General features: G+C 55.9%; 17 protein-coding genes. 6 read left to right on the plus strand and 11 right to left on the minus strand.

Annotated elements, in window-relative coordinates; translation table 11 throughout:
* Positions 1–13 precede the first annotated feature (13 nt).
* The 4 genes from wrbA to ACZ5TO_RS09580 all read right to left on the minus strand — a co-directional run bounded on the left by wrbA (position 14) and on the right by ACZ5TO_RS09580 (position 4,415).
* Positions 14–649 carry an NAD(P)H:quinone oxidoreductase gene (wrbA, locus tag ACZ5TO_RS09565; RefSeq protein WP_464797896.1) on the minus strand — a complete coding sequence of 212 codons (636 nt, stop codon included), beginning with the start codon at positions 647–649 and terminating at the stop codon, positions 14–16.
* Between the two features lie 366 nt (positions 650–1,015).
* Positions 1,016–1,720, minus strand: a complete 705-nt coding sequence (locus ACZ5TO_RS09570) for a hypothetical protein (protein ID WP_464797897.1) — start codon at positions 1,718–1,720, stop codon at positions 1,016–1,018.
* A gap of 300 nt (positions 1,721–2,020) precedes the next feature.
* Positions 2,021–2,980, minus strand: a complete 960-nt coding sequence (locus ACZ5TO_RS09575) for an MBL fold metallo-hydrolase (protein WP_464797898.1) — start codon at positions 2,978–2,980, stop codon at positions 2,021–2,023.
* Between the two features lie 955 nt (positions 2,981–3,935).
* Complete coding sequence (locus tag ACZ5TO_RS09580) at positions 3,936–4,415, minus strand: carboxymuconolactone decarboxylase family protein (RefSeq protein WP_464797899.1); 480 nt, start codon at positions 4,413–4,415, stop codon at positions 3,936–3,938.
* Between the two features lie 592 nt (positions 4,416–5,007).
* Here ACZ5TO_RS09580 and ACZ5TO_RS09585 point away from each other — a divergent pair.
* A complete protein-coding gene (locus ACZ5TO_RS09585) occupies positions 5,008–5,370 on the plus strand; it encodes a response regulator transcription factor (protein ID WP_464797900.1) in 363 nt (120 codons plus the stop codon).
* A gap of 9 nt (positions 5,371–5,379) precedes the next feature.
* Here ACZ5TO_RS09585 and ACZ5TO_RS09590 read toward each other — a convergent pair whose 3' ends face one another.
* The 3 genes from ACZ5TO_RS09590 to ACZ5TO_RS09600 form a co-directional block, all read right to left on the minus strand.
* On the minus strand, positions 5,380–8,295 hold the full coding sequence (locus tag ACZ5TO_RS09590) for a PAS domain-containing protein (protein WP_464797901.1): 2,916 nt from the start codon (positions 8,293–8,295) through the stop codon (positions 5,380–5,382).
* A gap of 116 nt (positions 8,296–8,411) precedes the next feature.
* A complete protein-coding gene (locus ACZ5TO_RS09595) occupies positions 8,412–8,813 on the minus strand; it encodes a LysR substrate-binding domain-containing protein (protein WP_464800367.1) in 402 nt (133 codons plus the stop codon).
* Complete coding sequence (locus ACZ5TO_RS09600; protein ID WP_464800368.1) at positions 8,695–10,020, minus strand: mechanosensitive ion channel domain-containing protein; 1,326 nt, start codon at positions 10,018–10,020, stop codon at positions 8,695–8,697. The genes ACZ5TO_RS09595 and ACZ5TO_RS09600 overlap by 119 nt, the downstream gene beginning before the upstream one ends.
* 395 nt (positions 10,021–10,415) lie before the next feature.
* On the opposite strand from ACZ5TO_RS09600, the gene ACZ5TO_RS09605 reads away from it, so the two are divergent.
* The 4 genes from ACZ5TO_RS09605 to ACZ5TO_RS09620 all read left to right on the plus strand — a co-directional run bounded on the left by ACZ5TO_RS09605 (position 10,416) and on the right by ACZ5TO_RS09620 (position 14,258).
* Positions 10,416–10,871, plus strand: coding sequence for a hypothetical protein (locus ACZ5TO_RS09605; RefSeq protein ID WP_464797902.1), 456 nt, complete (start codon positions 10,416–10,418; stop codon positions 10,869–10,871).
* Positions 10,872–11,038: 167 nt separating this feature from the next.
* Entirely contained in the window at positions 11,039–13,057 is a 2,019-nt protein-coding gene (locus ACZ5TO_RS09610) for a PAS domain-containing sensor histidine kinase (protein WP_464797903.1), read from the plus strand.
* Positions 13,058–13,164: 107 nt separating this feature from the next.
* Positions 13,165–13,818 carry a response regulator transcription factor gene (locus ACZ5TO_RS09615; protein ID WP_464797904.1) on the plus strand — a complete coding sequence of 218 codons (654 nt, stop codon included), beginning with the start codon at positions 13,165–13,167 and terminating at the stop codon, positions 13,816–13,818.
* Between the two features lie 101 nt (positions 13,819–13,919).
* Positions 13,920–14,258, plus strand: coding sequence for a response regulator transcription factor (locus tag ACZ5TO_RS09620; RefSeq protein WP_464797905.1), 339 nt, complete (start codon positions 13,920–13,922; stop codon positions 14,256–14,258).
* Positions 14,259–14,297: 39 nt separating this feature from the next.
* Here the strand turns inward: ACZ5TO_RS09620 and ACZ5TO_RS09625 are convergent, their stop codons facing one another.
* Positions 14,298–15,233: a DUF2971 domain-containing protein gene (locus tag ACZ5TO_RS09625; protein WP_464797906.1), complete on the minus strand. Its 936-nt coding sequence runs from the start codon at positions 15,231–15,233 to the stop codon at positions 14,298–14,300.
* Positions 15,234–15,469: 236 nt separating this feature from the next.
* A complete protein-coding gene (locus tag ACZ5TO_RS09630) occupies positions 15,470–16,762 on the minus strand; it encodes an epoxide hydrolase family protein (protein WP_464797907.1) in 1,293 nt (430 codons plus the stop codon).
* A 514-nt stretch (positions 16,763–17,276) separates the two neighbouring features.
* Here ACZ5TO_RS09630 and ACZ5TO_RS09635 point away from each other — a divergent pair.
* Complete coding sequence (locus ACZ5TO_RS09635; protein ID WP_464797908.1) at positions 17,277–18,242, plus strand: alpha/beta fold hydrolase; 966 nt, start codon at positions 17,277–17,279, stop codon at positions 18,240–18,242.
* A gap of 523 nt (positions 18,243–18,765) precedes the next feature.
* On the opposite strand, the gene ACZ5TO_RS09640 is transcribed toward ACZ5TO_RS09635, so the two are convergent.
* Together ACZ5TO_RS09640 and ACZ5TO_RS09645 are read right to left on the minus strand one after the other, a co-directional pair.
* Positions 18,766–20,226, minus strand: coding sequence for an argonaute/piwi family protein (locus tag ACZ5TO_RS09640; protein ID WP_464797909.1), 1,461 nt, complete (start codon positions 20,224–20,226; stop codon positions 18,766–18,768).
* Positions 20,210–21,529, minus strand: coding sequence for a DUF4365 domain-containing protein (locus ACZ5TO_RS09645; RefSeq protein ID WP_464797910.1), 1,320 nt, complete (start codon positions 21,527–21,529; stop codon positions 20,210–20,212). The genes ACZ5TO_RS09640 and ACZ5TO_RS09645 overlap by 17 nt, the downstream gene beginning before the upstream one ends.
* Between the last annotated feature and the right edge of the window lie 51 nt (positions 21,530–21,580).

The following is a 21,580-nucleotide window of genomic DNA, read 5'->3' on the forward strand; positions in this document are numbered from 1 at the left end:
TTAGTTGTCTGGTTTAGGCCGAAAGCCGCTCATCTTCCGCCGAAGCTCTGGCCTCGAGCAGCGCGCTGGCCACGTGGGCGACACGGTGGCCTTGGTAGCGAGCTACCGCGAGGTCAGCCTCGCCTGGAGCCACCGTGTCCCGAGCCGAAACGTGCGTCGCGCCGTAAGGAGTACCGGCCGCGAACATGGATGGATCAGAGTAGCCGAGAGGGACGATGATCAGGCCGAGATGGGCCATCGGTCCATACAGCGACAGCAGCGTCGCTTCGTTTCCTCCATGCTTGGAGGAAGTAGACCCGAACACCGATCCAGCCTTTCCATTAAGCTTGCCCTGCATCCAGAGGCCCCCTAGCCCGTCGATGTAAGCTTTCAGTTCCGACGAGACGGATCCGAACCGGGTGGGCGTCCCGAAAACGATCGCGTCCGCCCAGTCGGCATCCTGCTCCGTAGGAGCTTCGTACTTCTCGTTCATCGCATCAGCGGCCACACCCCACCCCGGCACGGACTCCATGACCTCCCGCGACACCAGCTCCCGGGCGCGCCTCAGCCTGACTTCTGCACCATTTGAACGCGCACCTTCCGCTATCGCATTGGCGAGGCTTTCCGTTGATCCATTGCGTGAATGGAATACGATCAACACCTTGGGCATCTTCACTCCTGACTAAGCATGCGGGTACGATCGGCAGCGCGATGCTGCCGTCGGTTGCCCGTTTCGGTTCTAGGTTGACGCGGCCACCAGGGCCTGCATGTCGCCGAGTTTACGCGAATGGAAGTAAGGCGGAAGCCCGTCCTGCAAGACCCACCGTCCAACCAATTGAACGATCCCGCGACAGAAGAATGCGAAAAAGGCATTGTAAACGCAGCAAACCTCATGTGGTTCGAATCACCGACACCCGGCGATTTTTCTCAGGAAGGAGGCAGCCCGTTGAAGCGTGAGGGAAGCGTGGCAGCAAAATAGGCAAGGAGTGTCAATGTTACTGATTGACACTCCTTGCCTATTGAAGAGTTTACTCGACTACGACGAGAGCGGGAGATCCATCACGCCTGCGCCAACGTCGACTGCGAACCTACCCGCGCACGTGGCCTGAGAACGCGATCCACCGGACGAGCTCAAGCATTCCCGGCACCCCGGCGGAAGGGCTTGTGTAGAGAATCCAGAAGCGGGGCATTTCGGTTGAGCTGGTTGAGCATCCGCGAAGCTGTTTATCTGCGGGATGTCTACAGGTCGCCACTCAAAAAGGCGCGTCCCACCTGAGCTACCGTCTTTGAATATATCCTTGTCAAGGGCTATGGCGAAGTCTGCATGGATCGGATCGCAGAAGCCTATAAAAAGCATCCGTTGATGCCAGGTCGTGACAGCGGTGCTGTACTTGACTTCAATAAGCGCCAGGGTGCCATCCCAATGTGAGTGCTTCAGAGGATTTCTATCCGCCTGAAGTGCTCGGTCCGAATAGGCGTACACCTCAGGCAGAAGAAAGAAGCTGTCGATTTCCCGGCAGGTATCCTGGCCATCCTCCCGCACCAGTTCACTTTCGGTGTTGATGGAACCGCTGTGATAGTCGCGACGATACGCCTTCCCAACCACCTCAAAGCTTCTGTAGCAAAAGGCATTGCGGAATATAACGACCTCCATGGTACCCCTTACGTTGTCCGAACGACGAAGTTTCTGCATCCGCTCTCGCAGATCCATGGCGTACTCGCGGTAAGAAGTAGTGGTCATGGTGCTGCCCTTCGCTACGTGATGTTAGGGACCGACGGCCCTAGTGCGATGGACAGGTTCCGCCGCTCCCGTCGGGGTCATCACGATCATAATCGGACGGCATGCACGTCCAAGCTATACATCCGTTTGCTCAAATTCCCCGACACGTGGTGACGAACAGCCACCAACATGATGCGAGGTCCGGGTTTCCCCGAACCTCGCTGGATCAGTCGGATGCATGGGCAGGACGGTGCGTGCATCATCGGTTACCGTCAGCCATTTAATGCAGGCGGACGCGTTTTTGGCGTCGACCGCTAGCGGTTAATAGTCCCAGAAGACCGGTACCCAACGAAAAGCTTCGCCGGAGACCGCCACTCGGCCGATAGAGGGGAACGGCAGATGGGTTGCCACCAGCAGTTCGCCGGTCGCCGCTAGTTCCCGCAAAAGATCAACGCGGACGCGGGCTGCCTCTTCAGGGTCGTGCTCGAAACCGTTGTGCCACTCTGGCTGATCGAATCCGACCGGAAACACAGCGTCTCCGGCGAAAGTTAACGCTTCGCCACCAGACGCCAAACGGATCACACAGTGTCCTGGTGTGTGTCCGCCAGTGCGACGGGCCACTACTCCAGGTGCTACCTCGTACTCGTCATCGAACATCCGAAGCTGGTTGTGGTACTCGTTCAGAAAACGCTTGGAGGTCGCCTTAAGCGCGTCCGGAAAACCCTGCGGCATGTTCGTTTGGGAGAAATCGGGTGATTCCCAGAACTTGACCTCGGAGGCCGCTACATGGATCTTCAGGTCGGGGCGTAGCCGTTCCTTAACGCCTTCGACGAGAAGCCCGCCGATGTGGTCCATGTGCAAGTGGGTAAGCACCACGTCGGTTACGGATCCAAGATCGATATCCGCGGCTTCCAGCCGCTTTACCAATTGCCCAGCCCTCGGCAAGTGCAAGTCCGGGTCCAGCCCAAGTCCTGCATCGACGAGAATAGTCTGCTCGCCGCTACGCACCACCACCGCATTCAGCGGCCAGTCAAATGCATCTGGCGGAAGAAACATGTTCTCCATCCATGTCGCCCGCACAGCGGGATCGGCGTTGTGCCCCAACATCTTAGTTGGGAGCGGTAGCACTCCATCGCTGACTACCATAACGTCAATTTCGCCAATCCGCAGCGCATAGCGCGACGGAACGAGCTCCCCAGTACCCGGTTTGCCAGGATGAAATGTGTTGTCCGAGGGAATATTTGATTGCGAGGTAAGGGCTTTTGCTTCTGACTGCGACATGACGCACTCCTTTTGTGTGGACACTAGCCTGCCACCTTCCATCCGGTAGAACGCTGACATTGCATACGTGAGGTATTTCCGCGCTCGAACTTAATCTGATCATCGCCGTCCAAGCGCTTCTCGGTGACGGCTGTCGTCAATTTATGTTCGCCCTCAAGCGCCGATAATCCAAACTTAGGTTTAGGAGTGGCGTCTAACCGCACAACACCTTTGCCATTCCTCAAGCAGGCCGGACGCCGTTTAAGGGAAGGATGAAGTCACGCTCTTCCAAACACGGCTAAGCTCAGTTGCGTCGAAGCGCTTCTACTCAGTTGCGCAGAGCTATGCAGACCCAAAACGACAAACCAACGTATAACTATTGCCGAGGCAGGCGCGGCCTTATGTTGTGAACGTCGCCGCTCTGATCCCCCTCACTATCGGCGGCAAGCTCCGGTCCCGCCGCCTCCCCGACCGGAGTAGCGGATCTCTCTCCGCTCAGGCCGCCCCTTAAACCGGGGCGGCCTTCTTTTCGAGCGGATCTCCAGCAATACCCCCTCCCCGCCTGACTGACGATGTATCCAGTTGCGCGCACCTTGGCTCCCATTGAATAGGTCATCGGATTGCCTGCTGGCTAAAGCGCCTCATTAGCGATACCAGTCGTCCGCTATATTGGATTGAGCAAGAGAGGTGCCAGCACTAGCCAATCTTCGGGTCGACGCCACAGGCCTTGTTTGGATCATACGCCGCTGATCGGCACTCGCCGCCCAATGGCCTCTCTGATCAGCCGTGTCAGGACCGAACTTTTCCTTCAGGAGCCGTGCCAAGTAAAAGGCCTTCTGGTGACCGCATAGCAGCATGGAATAGCCGTCGATCTCGAGGCCAGTCACACGCGGCATCTTTGGCACCAAAAGGCGGGCAACTACATAAACGCGAACAGACAACCGCTGGAGAGCGGCTGTCTGTAGCCGGGAACGCGCTACTTCAGCCCGGCCTTGTCGAGACCAAATGCCTTGTCGGCAGACCCAGGTACGGCTTTGACCGCGATGCTAACGCGGTTCCACGCATTAATCGCCATAACCTGGAACGTCAGGTCGGAGAGTTCCTTCTCCGAGAACTGCCCGCGAACCTTCTCATAGAGGTCATCCGGAACGCCTCCTTCTGGTAGCTTCGTAAGCGCTTCAGTCCAGGCGAGAGCTGCGCGCTCGCGAGGGTTAAACAACGTCGAACCCCGCCAAGCGGCGACGTGGTGCAGGCGTAGCGGCCGTTCCTCGTGCATCCGCGCTTCTTTAGAATGCATGTCCAGGCAGAAGGTGCACCCGTTGATTTGCGACGCCCTGATGTCGACTAGGTCCAGGATTGACTGCTCGATAGAGCCCTTTTTGATTTCGTTGCTGAACGCCATCAGACCCTTGAAGTGCTCAGGTGAAAGTTGAGCGTAGTTAAGCCGCTGTGTCATGTTCTGTCGTCCATCTCAAAATATTTGTTTGCAGGGGAGCCCAACATCGTATGCGTTTAGGCGTAAGGATGATGGTGCACATTAAAACCCTATTGTAGCTATACGTCTGTTGGGGAGGCGCGACGGCGAAGGGAGTTCCGGTTGCCGCAGTCCGAATTTCCACGCGCTAAGAAGCAAGTTCCGGACCCAGCAACAACGATGGGCGAACCGAAGTGCTGACGCCATGATACGAAAGATATCGGAGAAGCTAAGAGGCCAGTGGATCACCGAAACAGCTTCTGGCCACCTGGACGGGTCGCCATTGAGGTTTGGAAGATCGACCACGGCCGAGAAGCAGCGACAAGCGGTGCGGCCATATGGCCGACAATCTGCGATCATACGACGTGTATGTCACCTCACGCATCGACAACTTGGATCGGATTTGAGTATATGCCGCCGAGAGCTCCAGACGCTTCCATCACAACAAGGGGCTCCTTCCAAGGGGCCCATGTTGGCGACGCTCGCTTTCACCCTTCCGCCTGCACCACCTTCAGAACCTAGCATGCCTCGACTGCCCCGACCGACACCGAATATTTCGCGGGAACGCCCTAACATGCAGCACCCGCCATTGATCGCAGTTATCGACGACGACGAATCCGTTAGGGAGTCCCTCCTCGATCTACTGGAAGTATTCCGCTACTCGGCAGTCACTTTCGCGTCGGCCCGCGAATTTCTTGAGTCGCCGCGCCTTGCCGACGCCGACTGCCTCCTCCTTGATATTTCAATGCCGGAAATGAACGGCGTCGAGCTCTACAACGAATTGAGACGGCGGAAGAATCAAATACCCGTCGTGTTCATGACCGGACATGCGCAGCACGCGGTTATAAATGAAGCAAAACGCGCTGGCACATGCTTGTTCAAGCCATTCAACAGCAACGACCTTCGTTCGGCCTTAGAAACTGCGGTCAACTCCTAACGGAACGTCTCAGGCGGCATCTGCGACCTCGACCGTCGGCAATGTGAAGAAGAAAGTGGCCCCTCGCTCCGGATTGTTTTCAGCCCACAAACGTCCTCCGTGTGCCTCGACTATGGACCGGCAAATCGCCAGACCCATGCCCATTCCCTCCCCTTTGGTCGTGAAAAAGGGTTCGAAAATTCGATCAGGATTCTGGATACCCGGTCCGCTGTCTTTGATCGCAACCTGTAGCCATCCTGCCACCTCTTCGGCCGTGACCTCGATCGAGCGATTGTCCTGGCGGGGGTCCATTGCCTCCATTGCGTTCCGAACAAGATTCACCAATACCTGCTGGATTTGGATCCTGTCGAGTACCGCCTCGGGAAGACGCTCGCTAACGGACGCTTGCACCCGGACGCTTCGCCGTGCCGCCTCCTCGGCCATAAGTTCCCTTGCATCCGCGACGACCGCGGCGAGTGACGTTGTCGATTTGGCCTCGTTAGAGTGCCTGAACAGAGCACGTATTCTAGTCACGACAGCAGTTGCGGTGTTAGCACTTCTGATAACTCGGTCTAGTGCCCTCTGGGCGCGCTCCAGGTTCGGCGGCTCCGCGGACAACCATTGCTGGCAAGCATCAGAACTCGATAGCAGAGCCGCGAGCGGTTGCCCCACTTCGTGCGCGATCGAAGCCGTGAGTTCCGCCATGCTGGCAGCCTGGCTCGCACGAGCAAGATTTCTTTGTGCGAGGCCCAGTTCCTCCTGGGCACGGATCAAATCGTCGATATCCAAGCAGACACCATTCCATTGTACGATTTTGCCCTCCTCGTCGAGCATCGCCGCCGATCGAGTTTCAACCCAGCGGTAGGTGCCGTCAAAACGTCTGAGGCGGTGTTTCATTACGTAAGGAATGCCCGTGGAAAGCGACCGAACATAGCGCTCCCTCACAGCCGGAAGATCGTCAGGATGAATGATGGCCGCGAGCGTGCCCTCCAGTCTCGTAGGGCCGATGTTGTCCTTGTCCTCAATATTGAAACCGAGGAACTCACGAAGCCTCTGGCTTCGGTAGATTGGCTTTCCTTCTGGAGTGCTGCAATAAATCAAAGCAGGAAGGGTCTCGACGAGCCGTTGAAGCGATCTCTCTCTTTCTCGCAGAGCCTGCTGCACCTTCATCTCGTCGTCCACGTCGATCGTCATGCCGAACCATTCGGAAATCTCACCGTCTCGGGCATGAAGGGGCTCAAACCGACCATCGGTCCAACGATAGGATCCGTCCTTATCCAGTCTACGGTAGCGTACGGAGAAGGCCTCACCGCCCCCTGTGCCCCGTCGCACCTGTTCTGCGACTTGAGCGACTTCATCGGGATGAACGCGCGACAATACGGCCGCGGCCAATTCTTCGCGGGTCGTGATCGGACCGCCCAGGTCTTCGAGATACCGCTGATTGATGTAGGAGAGCCTGCCATCTGGTGTCCAGCTGCACACGTGCACCGGGAACGCGCCGATCAGCCGCTGGAGGTGCCATTCGCTACGCTGCAGTGCCTCCTCCGCGTGCACCTGATCGTCAATGTCGTGACATAACCCGTACCATTGTGTGATCCGCCCCTCGCGGTCACGCATCGCCACGGCTCGACTCGACATCCATCGAAACGTTCCGTCTGAACGCCGCAGTCTGTACCTCGATTCGAAACTATCGCCTGTGAGTAGTGACTGCTTCAACGCCTGCCCGAAAACGGTGTGATCATCGGGGTGGATGGCCAGGTTTATCATAGCGTCCAGACGACTTAGGCCCGGCATCTCGATTTGCGGAACGTCAATCCCGAGATACTCAACCATTCGCGTGTTGAAGAAGTTTGGTTCGCCATTCGGTCCGAGCCGCCAGATGTTGCTCGGCACCATGTTGACCAGTTGCAGGAGTTCTCGCTCACGCTCGTGGAGTGCCTCCATGGTTCTACGCTGTACGTCGATGTCTATCGATGTCCCATACCAACCGACAATGTCGCCGCTTCTGTCGCGTACACAACGAGCCGCGCTACGGGCCCAGGCATACCCGGTCTTTCGGCGAATACGGAACTCAGCGTTGAAAGGGTCTCCAGTGCGCAGAGATCGCAGCCAGCTCTCAGTCACTTCGTCACGTTCATCCGGATGGAGGAGCTTTGCCCAGGCAGATACGCCGTCCGCAATGGATTCATTTAGCTGATCCGGCGTGAAGCCGAGGGTCGTCTGCGCGAAGATGGGCAGGTATATCCACCTTCCTTCGGCGTCGAAGGCCCAGCCGTTCCCGAAAAGGTTCTCGATGTTTTTCGCTGCAGCGACGGGTTCGGAGGGGTCACGAGGCGCGGTGTCTGTCCACGCAATCCGATTTGCCGAGGTATCAAGTTCATCAACCTCGACCGCTAACTTGCCTCCTGGTTCTGACCTGACTTTGTTCCACTGCACACTGCCGTCAGGTTGGCGCACGCGCAGGCTCATGACCTGTGTAACATCGGTCCAGAACGCGCGCGAGGAGGCGAACGCAGCAGCCTCCCGATCGGCTTCATGGATCATGACGCCGATATCAGCCTCGCTCGCATCTTGTCTCGACTTCCCCGGTGCGGATAGAGGGCGGCTCGACTGCGGTGTGACCGTATCTGCCGCCGAGAGAGTGATCGCCCTAGCGATGCAGAGGGCGGCCGCGCAAAGTATCGTGAACGATATTGCCTGCTGTCTTACTACTCCCTGAAACAGGACTGCCGTCGCAGCAAACACGATCAAGCCAGCGAGAAGCAGGACGTTCGCAACCTTCAGGTCACTCCGGCGAGCAAAAAGTAGGACAATCGTGAAAAGCGGCAGGAAACCCAGGATCGTGGAACCAAACCATAACGTAATGATCCCGATCGCCAGGGCCACTATGAGAAGGAAGGTGTACTGTGCCTTTCGAATAATCATCCCAGCCTCTATGGCGCGCATCACAAGCCAACCGGGCGCTTGAAGCGTATCTTTGCTTGAAGACTACCTAAAACTGTCATAGCCGCGACCGCAAGCGCTACGGCCGCTGTCACTTCACCGAGTATGTCATTTTATGGTCAATTGTGGGGTGACACACCAAGAGGCTCGAAGGCGGTCACGCCTGGTAGTTCGGCTGCCAGAAAATCGACAAGTGAACGAACCGCTGGCAGCAGGCCATTTCTGTAAGGAATGAGCGCGCTCATCCGAGCATCGGCGGCGATCCAGCCGGGCAGAGTCTGGCGAAGTCTCCCCGCCCTGTTCTCCTCTCGGCAAATGTAGCCTGGAAGCGGAGCGATACCGAGGTTTGCGCACGCTGCCTCTCCACCGGCTAGTCTGGAACGGAAAAAGATCGTGGAGCCTTTAAGAGGCCGCAGAGAAGCCTGAATCTGTGGAGGACTCGGCGAAAATCGAAGTTCGGTCGATTTCGTATACCGTAACCCGCGTGATCGCCCGGGCTTCGGTGTTCCACGCGAGCTGATCTTGCAGCTCCAAAGTGCCAATAGCATCACCTGGCGCAAGCCGAATGATCTCATCGTCAGATCCGCGAACCTCAACGACTCCCGTCCTAATTAAAGCAAAGCGGTTGGCTAGCTTTTCACCGGCCCCATATGATTTCCACACAGCCGAAGCAAGCAACCTGTCCCGCTCTTCCGGCTTCAAGTGGGAAAGTTCGGTGGTCGCTCCGAGCAATGAGCCAACGGGGCGTACATCTTTCTTTGGCGGTACGACTTGCACGGCCTGCGTCGCGGGGGGAAGCGAGAGGGAGATATTGTTCGCGATACAATGTCGGTAGACAAGATCGACAACTTCGTTACGCGCCGAAACCCGCTGGGACGGACTCCTTACTTGAAACAAAAGTTGAATTTCGATTGCGGCACCATTGATGCCAACAAGCGAGACAATCGGCGGGGGATTTTGCACGATGGTATTGCTGCCTTTTACTACCTCTTGCATGACCGCAAGGACTAGGTGCGGTAATCGGTTTGGCACGATGTTGATGGGCAGTACAATCTGATGGGTTTCGTCGGGCTTGCTGACATTGGTCAGGCTCTGCTTGGCGAGTACGCTGTTCGGGAGAACCACGACGTTATTTGCGCTCGTCAATAGATAGGTTGATCGCCAGTTGCTTGCGATAACCCTTCCTTCGCTTCCGTCTCCGAGCAAAATCCAGTCGCCGATGGCGTACGTCCGACCCAGCGTAAGCGCAACGCCCGAAAACACGTCCCCTAGCGTATTTTGCAGCGCTAAACCGAGGATGATCGCCACCACACCCGAAGTCGCGAGCAGCGTCGCGATCGGCACCCCGAACACAAATGCCAGTATCGAAAGGAAGACACCGAGGTAGACTATGGCGACCAGGAGATCTTGTACAAGTCTCGCTTCCCGTGGTCTGCGTTCAAGCACGATATAGATCCGGACAAAACCGATCGTGGCCCAAGAAAGGTGTGTCCACCACAAGATCTTCGCGGACACCACCAGCGCGCTGCTTTCGTCAAAATGAGGCGCTTCGAACCGGAAGGGAAACACATCAGCAAGATGAATTGTCAGCGACATGCCGAGAAAGCATATTATCTGCACTATCAGCCGCTCCGTCGGCCGATTTCGGCCTTGGAGGTGCCATACGATTATTCCCGCTGCACCAAGGACAACAGTAGTTATGACTAAGAGGTACGCATGTTGCGGCATTGCGGCGGCACCTGTCAGATAATCGCGCCACTTGGCAGGCAAATTTACCTACCCTGACGTGTCGCGAAGAGTTTGCGAGGAGGCTACAGCGAAAATTTTAGCGGGGGCACCTATCCATTTGGTAGGTGCTGCGGTCAAAAACCCGGATCAAACCCGCTGACGAAGCGATGCCTTCCATCGTGACTTTTTCCGCGCCCAGTTCCCGCGCCAGGCGTAATGCCGTGCCGCGAGCTTCTTCGCTGATTTCCTCCCTGCGCGGTCGGCCTGATTGTTTAGTCTCTCCCACAGTTACCCTCGTCAAATCCATCTGAACCCACTTTATCGGTAATCGACGGTTTCGCAACGGCACGTATCGATTTTATATTGCTTCGATACGTACCGTATTGTATCTTCCGATGATGCTGGAGACCATGAGTATGTTCGGACAATCCGTCGTCAAATGGGATGCCTATGACAAAGCGCGTGGCACATTTTGCTATCCATCAGATTTGTCTCTGCCAGGCATGCTTCACGTCAAGGTTCTACGAAGTCCTCGCCCGCACGCGCGGCTGGCTGCAATCGAAGTGAAGGATGCGCTTTCTTCGGCAGGAGTGGTTTGTGTCCTTACCGCTCGCGACATTCCGGGCATCAACAGGTTTGGTCTCGTAACCCCTGATCAGCCGGTGCTGTGTGAAGAAATTGTTCGTTTCTGTGGAGACGCAGTTGCGATCGTAGCGGCCGAAACTGAAGCGCAGGCGCGGACAGCGCTGGCTAAAATTGACGTCAAATATGTCGATCTCCCACCACTTTTCGATCCGCGAAAAGCGCTCAATGCGAAGCTGACGCTAACAAAGCCGTCGCCAATCCGCTGAAGGAGAAAAGAGAGCACAAGCTTCAAAATCTGCTGGTGACCCTCACTCGGAAAATACTTTGCGGCCGTTCTAGCGGACGCCATGCTCGGGGGCGCAAAAGACACCGCAGGTTCCGGAAAGGCGAGTTGTTTCGTCGAAGTTTATCGTTGAGGTTGGTCAGAAATTTTATGTTATCGGCAATCCAACAAAACGACCTTCTTGACTCGCAGATCGCGGAGGCGGTCAGCGAGTGCGTAGTTGTCTATGATCAATTTGGACATATCGTCTACTGGAACCGGGCGGCTCATCTGCTTTACGGGCGGTCTCAGCCCGAGGTGATTGGCAAGAACATCCAAGATGTCTTCATAGACACAGGTGCTAATCTTAATTGGACGGAACTGAAGAGGGTTGGCTTTTGGGAAGGGATTGTCCACCGTACCGACCATGATGGAATGCCAGTCCTTGTGCACATTAGGGTGCGGACGGGTCGGGATCGCAACGGCAACACCGATAGATATATTGAGTGCGGTTCGATTGCCGACACCAACAATGTCGAACGGCAACCCGTTGGTCTTCAAAAGGATTGGCTCGCCGTTTGGCGCATCGATGCCTCGTTCGCTGCGACAGCGCTTGATCAGATTGCAAGACGACTGGGACCAGAGCTTACTGAACTAACAGACGGGGATATCGCACTCATCGCCGAGCATCTCCAGGTCATTGATCTGAACGCGACCGCCGCGAAATTGTTCGCCGGAGACGAGATGGCCAAAGCGACCGTAGGCGGAAGTGCGTATACCTCGTGGCCGAAGAAGCATCGGGATAGATTGCTTCAGATGACAATCAAGATGCTTTCGGGCCAAGGTGCTGATCAGATGATCATTAGGGAAGCGGTAGATAAAGACGTTCTCGCAGTTTGGCGTGACGGCTCGAGGTATTCAAATACCATCTTGGCATGCGTTCAAGGCTCCTTACGCGATTTAGAACCCTACTGGGACTTGGCTGCCAGTGAGCAGCGGTATCGGAATCTAATAGACAATGTGCCACTTCCGGTTTGGCAGGTAGACGCCCGAGTAATGACTGGCGTCATTGAGCGGCTGAAGGCTTCAGGTGTGACCGATATAAGCGTCCACGTCCGAGACCACCCCAATCTGGTTGCATTCGCGAGCGAGGCGGTCGTTGTCACGGACGTGAACGAGAGTGCGATCAAACTCTTTAAGGGTTCTCGTAGAGAGGACTTTATAAGCGACGTGAGATATCTTTTCGCTGGCACTCCAGAAGCCGGAGCGAGGGTCGTCATGGCCCATTTCGAAGGCGGCCGCAACTACAGCGAGGAAATGAAAATCCGCACATTCGATGGAGAACTCAGAGACGTCCTGTTTTACGTCACCTTTCCACAGTTTCCGGAGAAGCTCGACAAGACGCTGATCATAATGATCGATGTGACGGAGCAACGTCGGCTCGAACGGCAATTTCGAAAAATCGAGGCGGACCTCGCCCACGCTGCGCGCATCTCCGCTCTCGGCGAGCTCGTAACATCCATTGCACATGAAGTCAGGCAACCGCTTTCTGTTGTAGCTACGGATGCCGAGACGGCACTTCAATGGTTGATGAGAGATGACTCAAACCTTCCGAAGCTGCGGGCAATCATTGGGCGTATCCAGAAAAATGCGCACCGCGCGAACCAAGTTATCAGCCGAATAAAGGACATGGCGGTCAAAACAGAACCCTCACGCGCCCTTGTGAATGTGAATGATATCATTCGGGAAGGGGTGCTTCTCGTGCAGCCCGAGAGCATCGCGCACCGTATCACCATCGCCATGCGGCTGCATGCCGAACTTCCGCAGGTTCTTGGCGACCGGGTGCAAATACAACAAGTTATAGTAAATCTCCTCATCAATGGCATTCACGCGATTACCACCCACGACGGTCCGTCGCGAGATATTATGATCGCGACCTCAGCAGATCTCGATGGAATGCTCGTGATATCCGTAGGGGATACGGGTGGCGGCATCGCGCCCGACGACATCGAGCGGATCTTCGACGGATTCTTCTCTCGCAAAGCCGAAGGAATGGGAATGGGTCTGGCAATATGCCGCTCTATCATAGCAAATCACGGAGGCACGATCACTGCTCGAAACAACGACACGGGCGCGCAGTTTACTGTAGCTCTGCCCCTGCCCGCACAATTGGAAAGCGAGCCGGATTAGCGAACGGAACTCGGGCCACACAGCAAACGTTCGTTTACTTGCCCAAGGAAGCGGTGACGATAAAATGAAGCCTGGACCTGAAGTCCATCTCGCTTGGAGGACCGCCTATGGCACACGCTGCTGCCCGCGACCCTAACGCTGCTTGTTCGCCCCATCAGGTCGTACACATCGTCGAAGACGACGAGTTGCTTCGATTGTCCCTCTTGGACCTTTTCCAAGCTAATGGGATAGAGGCAGAGGCCTTCGAAGACGCGGCAGCGTTCTATTCCCGAGTATCTCGCTCCACAAACGGTTGTCTTCTGGTCGACATCCGCTTGCCAGGTGTCGGCGGAATCGACTTCCGAAAGCAGCTCAAAACATCAGGTTACGATCTCCCCGTGGTATTCATGACAGCTTACGGCGACGTGGCCACCAGCGTCGTCGCGATGAAAACGGGCGCTGTCGATTTCCTCCAGAAGCCCCTCCTGACCCGCGAACTTCTTGGTGCAGTAAGTGCTGCCTTCGCCATCGACCTGGAAAATCACCCAAAACGTCTGTTTCGCCAAACGGTCAGGGCGCGCGCTGCGAACCTCACGCGGCGGGAGGACCAGGTAATGCGCCTTGTAGTGTCGGGGCTGATGAACAAGCAAATAGCCTTTGAACTTGGGATCAGTGAGATCATGGTCAAACTGCATCGCGGCAGCATGATGCGGAAAATGCAGGTAACCTCCCTCGCCGAACTCGTTCGGCACTCAGTCATTCTTCTGGATTCGACTGAATAACGTCGCTCCTCCATAAACAGATCACCGCGGGGACAGGGCCTCATGGTCTACACTGGGATTTTAGTTTAATGCAGCACACAACAAGCAAAACGGTGGCTATCGTGGATGACGACCAGTTCCTGCTGGAATCACTACACGACTTCTTCGATGCGATGGGAATCGAAAGCTGGACCTACAATTCCGCGGATGAATTTCTGAAATCTGGTGATATTCCGCGCGTCCACTGTGTGCTCGCTGACGTAAAGATGCCGGGCACCAGCGGGCTTGAGCTACTGGAACAACTTGTGAAGCAGAATGGGCCTCCGGTCTGTTTGATGACCTCGTTTGCGGATGATCGGACCAAACGAGCGGCAGAGAGGGGCGGTGCCATTGGTTTTCTCGAAAAGCCGATCAGCCCAGCAGCCCTTCTTGCGTTGATTTCATCGTCCGGAGGTCAGTAGGAGACGGGTCCGCCGCAAGCTGGGCGCGAGCTGGCGGCCTCAAATGTCGTGTATCTCGAAGGTTGAGGCCATTCTTTGAGGGATCACACGCTGCAGCCTAGCATGCGGGTACTTTCGCGTCAGGATGTGGCGAGTATGTTCGATAGTAGCGCTCGAAGCCTTCGCACCAACTATTACCGAGGTAACAGCTTCAGTCGGAAACGACCGTAGATGAATCTTATCTTGCCCAATGTCGATGGTCTTCTCGATCTGTTTCATCGCGCAGTTGATGCGCCATTCCCGTTCGTACGCCCAGTCCGTTCCTTTTGATGACAACGCCGCTTGCAGATCATCAAAAAGCTCTTCGTTCTGCTCATCCAGATACTTGATCTTCTGCAGCTTCGACTTCCCCTTGTCGTCCATAAACCAAGGGTGGGCAGTGTCGAAGGCAACGACCACGCCAGTGTGATTTCCGCCGTAGTGAGCCCACATGGTAGCGATGTCGCAGCGTTCGGATAGTGAGAAGCACATAAGGATCGAGCCAACTTCGGTCAGGAACTCTTCTGGTGTCTTGATCGTATCAATACCACCCAGGAACTTGTCGACAAACTCACTCATCTGGCTGCGCATGACATCTTCGAGAGACATACCGAATTGTTGCCGAAACATCTCCTTCACCTGAGAGTACGGCACCTGAATGCCGCGTTCGGCGAGTTTTGATTGCAACTTCTTCTCTATGTATTCGGGCGTGAACATGGCCCTGATTGCGCCCTGCATGATCTTGATGAGCTTCGGACCTGCAAAGCGCCGAAACGTTTTCCGGACCTCAAAGCTGTCATTCGTGTCGAGGAGATGCGTAAATCGGACCATTTCCTGTTCGAGAACCCCACCGATACGATCCGCCACCATATACTTATAAAGAATTGGCGGCGGTGGTTCGGAAATTTTGAAGACTTCGGGGTCGAAGATATCCGGAATAGCACTCGGATCAGACATTATCGCTCTCACGAATCGGGTTCTTGATCCAGTATTTCAGGGTCGCCTTTGATGATGCAATGGCTTCGCAACTTCGACGAACTAGAGGAATTCCTGGTTTAAAAAAAACTCCTAACCTCTCCTTTCTTAATCCCTAAACCGCTAAACGCTAACTCCACTCAGCGACTGTCTCAGACCTTGGTCAGCGATCGATGCGTTGGAGGCATCAAGCTCCGAGCCGTACGTGTACCTATTCGTCATCTCATGCCTGAGAATGCCTTTCTGAGTTCAGTGGCGAAGATCTCCGGCTGTTCCCACGCAGCAAAGTGGCCACCGCGCAGTGCGGTGCTCCAGTAATAGAGATTTGGCCAGGCCGCTTCAGCCCATGAACGCGGCGTGCGATAGAACTCTCGGGGAAAGATCGTCGCTGCCATAGGGAGATCAATTTGACCCGCCGAGTAGTTGGAAAAGCCGGTTCTGAAGACTTCCCAATAAAACCGCGCTGATGAACCAGCCGTGTTGGTGAACCAGTAAAGGGAAATATCGTCGAGCACTGCATCGATCGACAGCGCGTCCTGGATGTTTCCATTGTTGTCGGACCAGGATTGCAATTTCTCATAGATCCACATGGCTTGGGCTACAGGTGAGTCAGCCAATCCGTACGAAAGGGTTTGGGGTCGGGTTCCCTGCTGGAACGCGTACGCAGAACCTTCACTGCTGAGAATTGACATGTCCTCCAGCGCTTTTCGCTCTTCCGCACTTGGTTCGACTGGCGGTTCCATGGGGAACACGAGGGGGAGGTTCACATGCGCGGCGATAAGCCCGCTCGGTTTGCGCTGCGCCAGACGATGCGTAATCAGCGAACCCCAATCTCCGCCCTGGGCGACCCAACGGGTATAACCAAGCCGTTGCATCAATAAGCCCCAGGCGTCAGCAGTGCGCTCGGCGTTCCAGCCGGAGCCGGAAGGTCTGTCTGAGAATCCAAAACCGGGAATTGACGGTATTACAACATGAAAGGCATCTTCCGCCCGGCCACTATGTGACGTCGGATCCGTGAGAATTTCGATCGTGTCAAGAAATTCAACCACCGATCCGGGCCACCCGTGCGTCATAATGATTGGGAGGGCGTCCTGATGTTTGGACTTCACGTGGATGAAGTGAATGCCCAAGCCATCTATTTCAGTACGGAATTGCGGATACTTGTTGATGCGGGATTCGAATTTTCGCCAGTCGTAATGTTTAGCCCAGTAATCCACCAGTGTTTTGGCATCATGAAGCGTGGCACCTTGGCTTCGATCATCAACCGTCTCCTGGTCGGGCCACCGGGTGCCAGCCAACCTGCTCTTTAGATCATCAATAGCCGCCTGCGGAATCTCAACGGTGAAGGGCGTGATTTGGGGTGAGGCTTTCGGCAGAGTGAGACCGCCGGAGCTCGCTAACATCGTATTGGGCGCTGTTAACGTCGCGCCTACAGCTGCGATGCCGCCGAGAAACCTCCTTCGGCTCTGTGAGTTCAAGGCATTCCGATCGGTAACGAGCTGATGGTGCATCGAATTTAATCTCCGAGATATGACAGATGCTGAAATGGGGCACGACGGGCGGTCTCGTTTATCGACCCTGGCAACGTATCCTCTCAGCAGCTGGAATTTAGTCACGTCGGAGCGAAATCATTAGACGGAACACGGACACAAGACTTGTGCCTACCGGGCGTACCCTGCCCTCCGCCTCTGCCGACGGCTAGGCGTTGATTGTACTGGAGGCCGTGAAATTGGCGTTGGACGCGGCGCTGTCGAAAGCCTCTTGGGCATTGACTGGAGAAATGAGTCCAATCCCTCCTTTGCCAATCAATTACGCAGCCCCAGCCCTTAGCCGCTTAATAACCCTTCAAGAAGATCTGCAAACCTGTAGTTCAACTGAACTTATTCTATGTCCTATAAACTTGGGTATCCACCAAACGCACGTATAGTTCCTCGAGCTAACCCCAGCCGCTAGCCTAAGCCGTCACTATGCCCCTGACCCCTGGGCATGATCGTGGCGTATTGGCTATCGAACGGAGAAGCTGAAATGACGAAGGAAGAACTGATTACCAGCCGCCGCAGGGTTATGACGGGAAGCGTTTCGCTCGCCGCCGCCGCGGCGGTCGGATCAAAGGCTGCAGCCGCTGAACCGGGAAAAGGATCGCAAAGCGTAGTGGGCGAGACTGGCTATGTTACCACCAAGGATGGCGTGCATATTTTCTACAAGGATTGGGGACCGCGGGACGGTCAGCCAATCGTTTTCCATCACGGGTGGCCTCTAAGCAGCGATGATTGGGACAACCAGATGCTCTTCTTCATGAACAAGGGCTATCGGGTAGTCGCGCACGACCGCAGAGGGCATGGCAGATCGAGCCAAGTCAGGGACGGGCACGACATGGACCATTATGCCGCGGACGTAGCGGCCGTTGTCGAACATCTCGATCTCCGGCAAACCGTTCATGTCGGCCATTCGACCGGCGGCGGCGAAGCCACTCGTTACACCGCCAAGCACGGCAAAAACCGCGTTGCCAAACTCGTACTCATTGGTGCAGTCCCCCCGCTTATGGTGAAGACTACCGCCAATCCTGGCGGTCTTCCAATCTCGGTATTTGACGGCTTCCGTCAGGCGCTCGCCGCCAATCGGTCGCAGTTCTACTTTGATGTCGCGAGCGGTCCCTTCTACGGTTTCAATCGCGAAGGCGTGACCGCATCTGACGCCATGATCCAAAACTGGTGGAGACAGGGCATGACTGGAGCGGCTAATGCCCATTATCTCGGCATCAAAGCTTTCTCCGAAACTGATTTTACGGAAGACCTCAAGGTCATCTCGGTTCCGACGCTCGTGTTGCATGGTGACGACGATCAGGTTGTACCTGTGGCTGACTCAGCTGAATTGTCTGCGAAGCTCCTCAAAAAGGCTACGCTCAAGATCTACAAGGGCTTGCCGCACGGAATGGCTACAACTCATGCCGATATCATCAATGCCGACATCATGGATTTTCTGGAGGCATAAGAAGGCTAGTGGGGGTGCTTGTACGAGCACCCCCACTGTCGATAGCGGCCTAGAAATGTGATTTACCTGCCGAAAGTCTTATATTCGGAGCATCCATCGTCTATTCAGGTGGCGGGCGCGAGCGGCTTCGCACGAGCGACCACACGCACTGGGAACATAATCGCCGATTAACGGCCTAAGCTTCCCGCCTGACGCTCACCTCCCTGCGCGCGTACTATAGAGATCACCGTGGCTGAACTAATATCGGACCTCTTGCTCCTCGCTTCAGCGGATCGGCCGGATGAAGCGCGATGGCAAACCACAAACAATCCGGCTAGTCGAAAACCATGGACCGCCTGGGCTGAAGGCGGTGGCAGCCGCAGCGAGCAGCAGGCGGCGCAGTCCCGCCACCGCCTTCAAGCGAAGTACGAAAGCGATGGTACGGTGCCCGCAGGATTTCATCTGCCGATGGCCCTCGACTAGAGCTCGCATGGGCGTCGATAGGAGCAAATTGAGATCAGCCGCTTCGCCGGACTACTCGCGGTTACATATAGCGCGAGTAGTCCGAGCTCACCTTGTCGTCACCTACGTATTTCAACACCTCGCCGACCTTCCTGGCTGCCCTGATCGGCACCGGCAGCTTTTGGTTCATCTGGGTCGAGTTCCAGTTGATCTTGGTTAAGGAGAGGACTTCCTTAGCAATCTGTTCGACCGTGTTGTCACTGGATTCATGGGGGCAAATGAGTAGCGGTCGGGGATCGTAGGTGCCCGGATAGGTACCGTAGTACGGAATGCTACCGTTCGTATACAGCAGACCCTTTCCGTCGAGCTCGACGAATGTGCCGCGCATTACAGGATAGTTGCCGTCGCGGAGCACCTTCATAGCCGTCCGCTCCTGAATCCAGACTAGGTCCTTCATCTCGATCGCGGATTCGGCAAGCGCCTCGGTGATCCCTTCCGCCTCCTCCTCACGGAAGCGCGACGTCTTGTAGACAGCGACACGGGCGGGGTAGTTCCGGTGGTGGGCCTTATAGGCAGCAAGCACTTCTAGGATCAAATCACGGGCATCATCCCTGGTCATGTAGGGATGCCGCCCCCTACTCTCAGTTTCTGCGCGCTTACCCTTCAGGATAAAGCCGCGGCCACGCTCGTCGAACATCTGCGCCGCGCTCGTGAACAGGTCCTTCCCGCCAGCCTCCCGATAGAAGCTCACGCCGATGTAGCAGGCGGTGAACTCACCTAGATGAGGCATCCGCCGCCACGGTATGCGCCCAGTTCCCTTGTAGTACAGCGATGTCATCAGGTTCCAGATGACATCGGCGTCGTCTTGAGTGTTACGTTCGCTGTCTTCCTTGATCTTTTTCGGGATTGAGGCCTTCCCGTCAAAGACATCCTCCCACACGATCTGGGTCGGAAAGCTCAGATGCATCGACTTTGCCTTGAGGAGCCCGCGGAAATTCAGGACGTCTGCCCGCTCGACGGCATCTGTTTCACTGCCATCGCTTGCGTCGGGCCGGGCGTTCCACACCCTTTCGATCAGGGAAACAGGGAGGGCTATGACAGCAACGTCCGGGCGATTTCCACTCTCGTCGACTGCTTGGAGCTCCTTGAATATCTCGTCGACGGCCATTTCGATGGCCTTATCGGTGTATGGCTCCTTCTTGATTTTGTTGATTTTCGACTGAGGGATGGCAGCGGTCGCGCGCTCATCCACTTCGAACTTGCATCTATAAGGATTCTGATTGCCCAAGCCGGGGAAATCAGGGTGCATATTCGGATGCTTCTCACCGTTTCCAGCGACGCCCCCGGCGACAGTGCCCATGAAGCGTTTGGCGTCTTCGACGGTCTTGGCGCTGCCGACCACGGCGATCTTGATGGTGTCTCCGACAGGGGTCTGCAACGGTCCGCCAACGACGAGACCGCGCCTCGGATCGGTGTTGTGGTGGTTATCGCCAAACTCGAGGTGCGGCTCTTGAAATATCGTGGTTCTAAATTTCGAAGACACCTTGCGGCCCCTCCTCTCCGGTCGATTTGGCTTTAGTACGCCATACATCTTCGGGGACACGTGTCGGGAGCTGAACCATTGGGGGCTCTCCGAAGGTCAACCACGGTTCGCCGGATGGAGCGGCAAAGAGGTCTGTAGCTTTGGATTCGATACTCTGCAGGAAGCGGTGCCACATGATGACCTGGCCGCGGATGGCGCTGCTATTGTCCATGCGCTTCTTTCCAGACAGCAAGGCATCGGGCGCGGTGTGGGGGGTTACGCCGTCATAGGTAAAGAAGTACGTTGGCTCGATCACAAGATACCACTCGTCGAAAAGACTCTCAAACCGAGGAATGAACGCGTGGTGACGGACAAACGATACCCGCTCCGGCTTGTCTCTATCCATGACGACGTTGACAACCTCCGCCTCGGTATTCTTCTTCGAGGCCCGATACTTGAATACGCGACCGGTGTTCTTGGCTCGTGCTGTAAAATAGTGAAGTCCCTTCTCCTTGCTCCAAGAGAGGTTGCCGCGCACCTGATGACTAAGGGTCTGACGCAATAGGAACGCGAAGTTGTTCCGTTCGTTTTCGTCTTCGTGAAAGGCCAGATGCTCGACCTCAATGGCTTCGACCTGATCAAGGTCGACGAACTTCCGGCAGACGCTCATCCGTGGATCGTGGAACGACCAGAACCCGCCTCCCTTGGTAGCCCAGTCGAACCGCGCCGGTTCGTCGTCGCCGAGGATGATGGCGCTCGCCTGCTTTCGATCATACTTGGTAGTGGCAACGTAGATCTCTCGGGGCAGCGTGACCGGAAGGATATTGACCAAAGCCTCTTCGCCGCCGCCCAGCGGGGGTATGTAATAGCCGAAACCGGTCTTCGGAACCGTCAATGACGCCAGTCGATCCACTGCGGAGGGTCCGAGCCTGTCCTCCGCCTTGTTGAATTTCAAACGCCTGTCCTGGAAGGCATCACCCGTCGGTACTTCCTTCCAGTAGAGGCTGCCGTCGGAAATTCGATGCAGGACGATGATGACCGGCAGATTGCTGGGACGCCAGTACTCGAGGTCTTCGGCCCGCAGAAGATAACTAATGCCATGGTCGTCCTCACCGGAGTACATTCCGGACTCGGTCGTCTTTACCTGGACAGCAATCATTCCAGCAGTCGGCCTGCCTTCGAGCATTACTTCGGCGATCCCGTCTATGCCTGCTTCCAAGCGGGAGCGGCCATCAAACTGGAAGCCCATTTTGAGGAAGCACAACCTTGTGGCTGTCTCCCCGATCTCACCGCTGATCTGATTCTGCGTAATAGTCTTGGCCATCGCCTATGAGTACGATGCAGCTCCCAACCTGCCAACGGATATCGAATGACA

Source organism: Shinella sp. Sh6 (assembly GCF_055392685.1).

Bases quoted from the DNA above. Each gene is read 5' to 3' on its own strand.
- ACZ5TO_RS09630 (WP_464797907.1), bottom strand. From the start codon at position 16,762: ATGCACCATCAGCTCGTTACCGATCGGAATGCCTTGAACTCACAGAGC.
- ACZ5TO_RS09585 (WP_464797900.1), top strand. From the start codon at position 5,008: ATGCAGCACCCGCCATTGATCGCAGTTATCGACGACGACGAATCCGTT.
- ACZ5TO_RS09625 (WP_464797906.1), bottom strand. From the start codon at position 15,233: ATGTCTGATCCGAGTGCTATTCCGGATATCTTCGACCCCGAAGTCTTC.
- ACZ5TO_RS09580 (WP_464797899.1), bottom strand. From the start codon at position 4,415: ATGACACAGCGGCTTAACTACGCTCAACTTTCACCTGAGCACTTCAAG.
- ACZ5TO_RS09610 (WP_464797903.1), top strand. From the start codon at position 11,039: ATGTTATCGGCAATCCAACAAAACGACCTTCTTGACTCGCAGATCGCG.
- ACZ5TO_RS09600 (WP_464800368.1), bottom strand. From the start codon at position 10,020: ATGCCGCAACATGCGTACCTCTTAGTCATAACTACTGTTGTCCTTGGT.
- ACZ5TO_RS09605 (WP_464797902.1), top strand. From the start codon at position 10,416: ATGATGCTGGAGACCATGAGTATGTTCGGACAATCCGTCGTCAAATGG.
- ACZ5TO_RS09615 (WP_464797904.1), top strand. From the start codon at position 13,165: ATGGCACACGCTGCTGCCCGCGACCCTAACGCTGCTTGTTCGCCCCAT.
- wrbA (WP_464797896.1), bottom strand. From the start codon at position 649: ATGCCCAAGGTGTTGATCGTATTCCATTCACGCAATGGATCAACGGAA.
- ACZ5TO_RS09570 (WP_464797897.1), bottom strand. From the start codon at position 1,720: ATGACCACTACTTCTTACCGCGAGTACGCCATGGATCTGCGAGAGCGG.
- ACZ5TO_RS09590 (WP_464797901.1), bottom strand. From the start codon at position 8,295: ATGCGCGCCATAGAGGCTGGGATGATTATTCGAAAGGCACAGTACACC.
- ACZ5TO_RS09645 (WP_464797910.1), bottom strand. From the start codon at position 21,529: ATGGCCAAGACTATTACGCAGAATCAGATCAGCGGTGAGATCGGGGAG.
- ACZ5TO_RS09575 (WP_464797898.1), bottom strand. From the start codon at position 2,980: ATGTCGCAGTCAGAAGCAAAAGCCCTTACCTCGCAATCAAATATTCCC.
- ACZ5TO_RS09635 (WP_464797908.1), top strand. From the start codon at position 17,277: ATGACGAAGGAAGAACTGATTACCAGCCGCCGCAGGGTTATGACGGGA.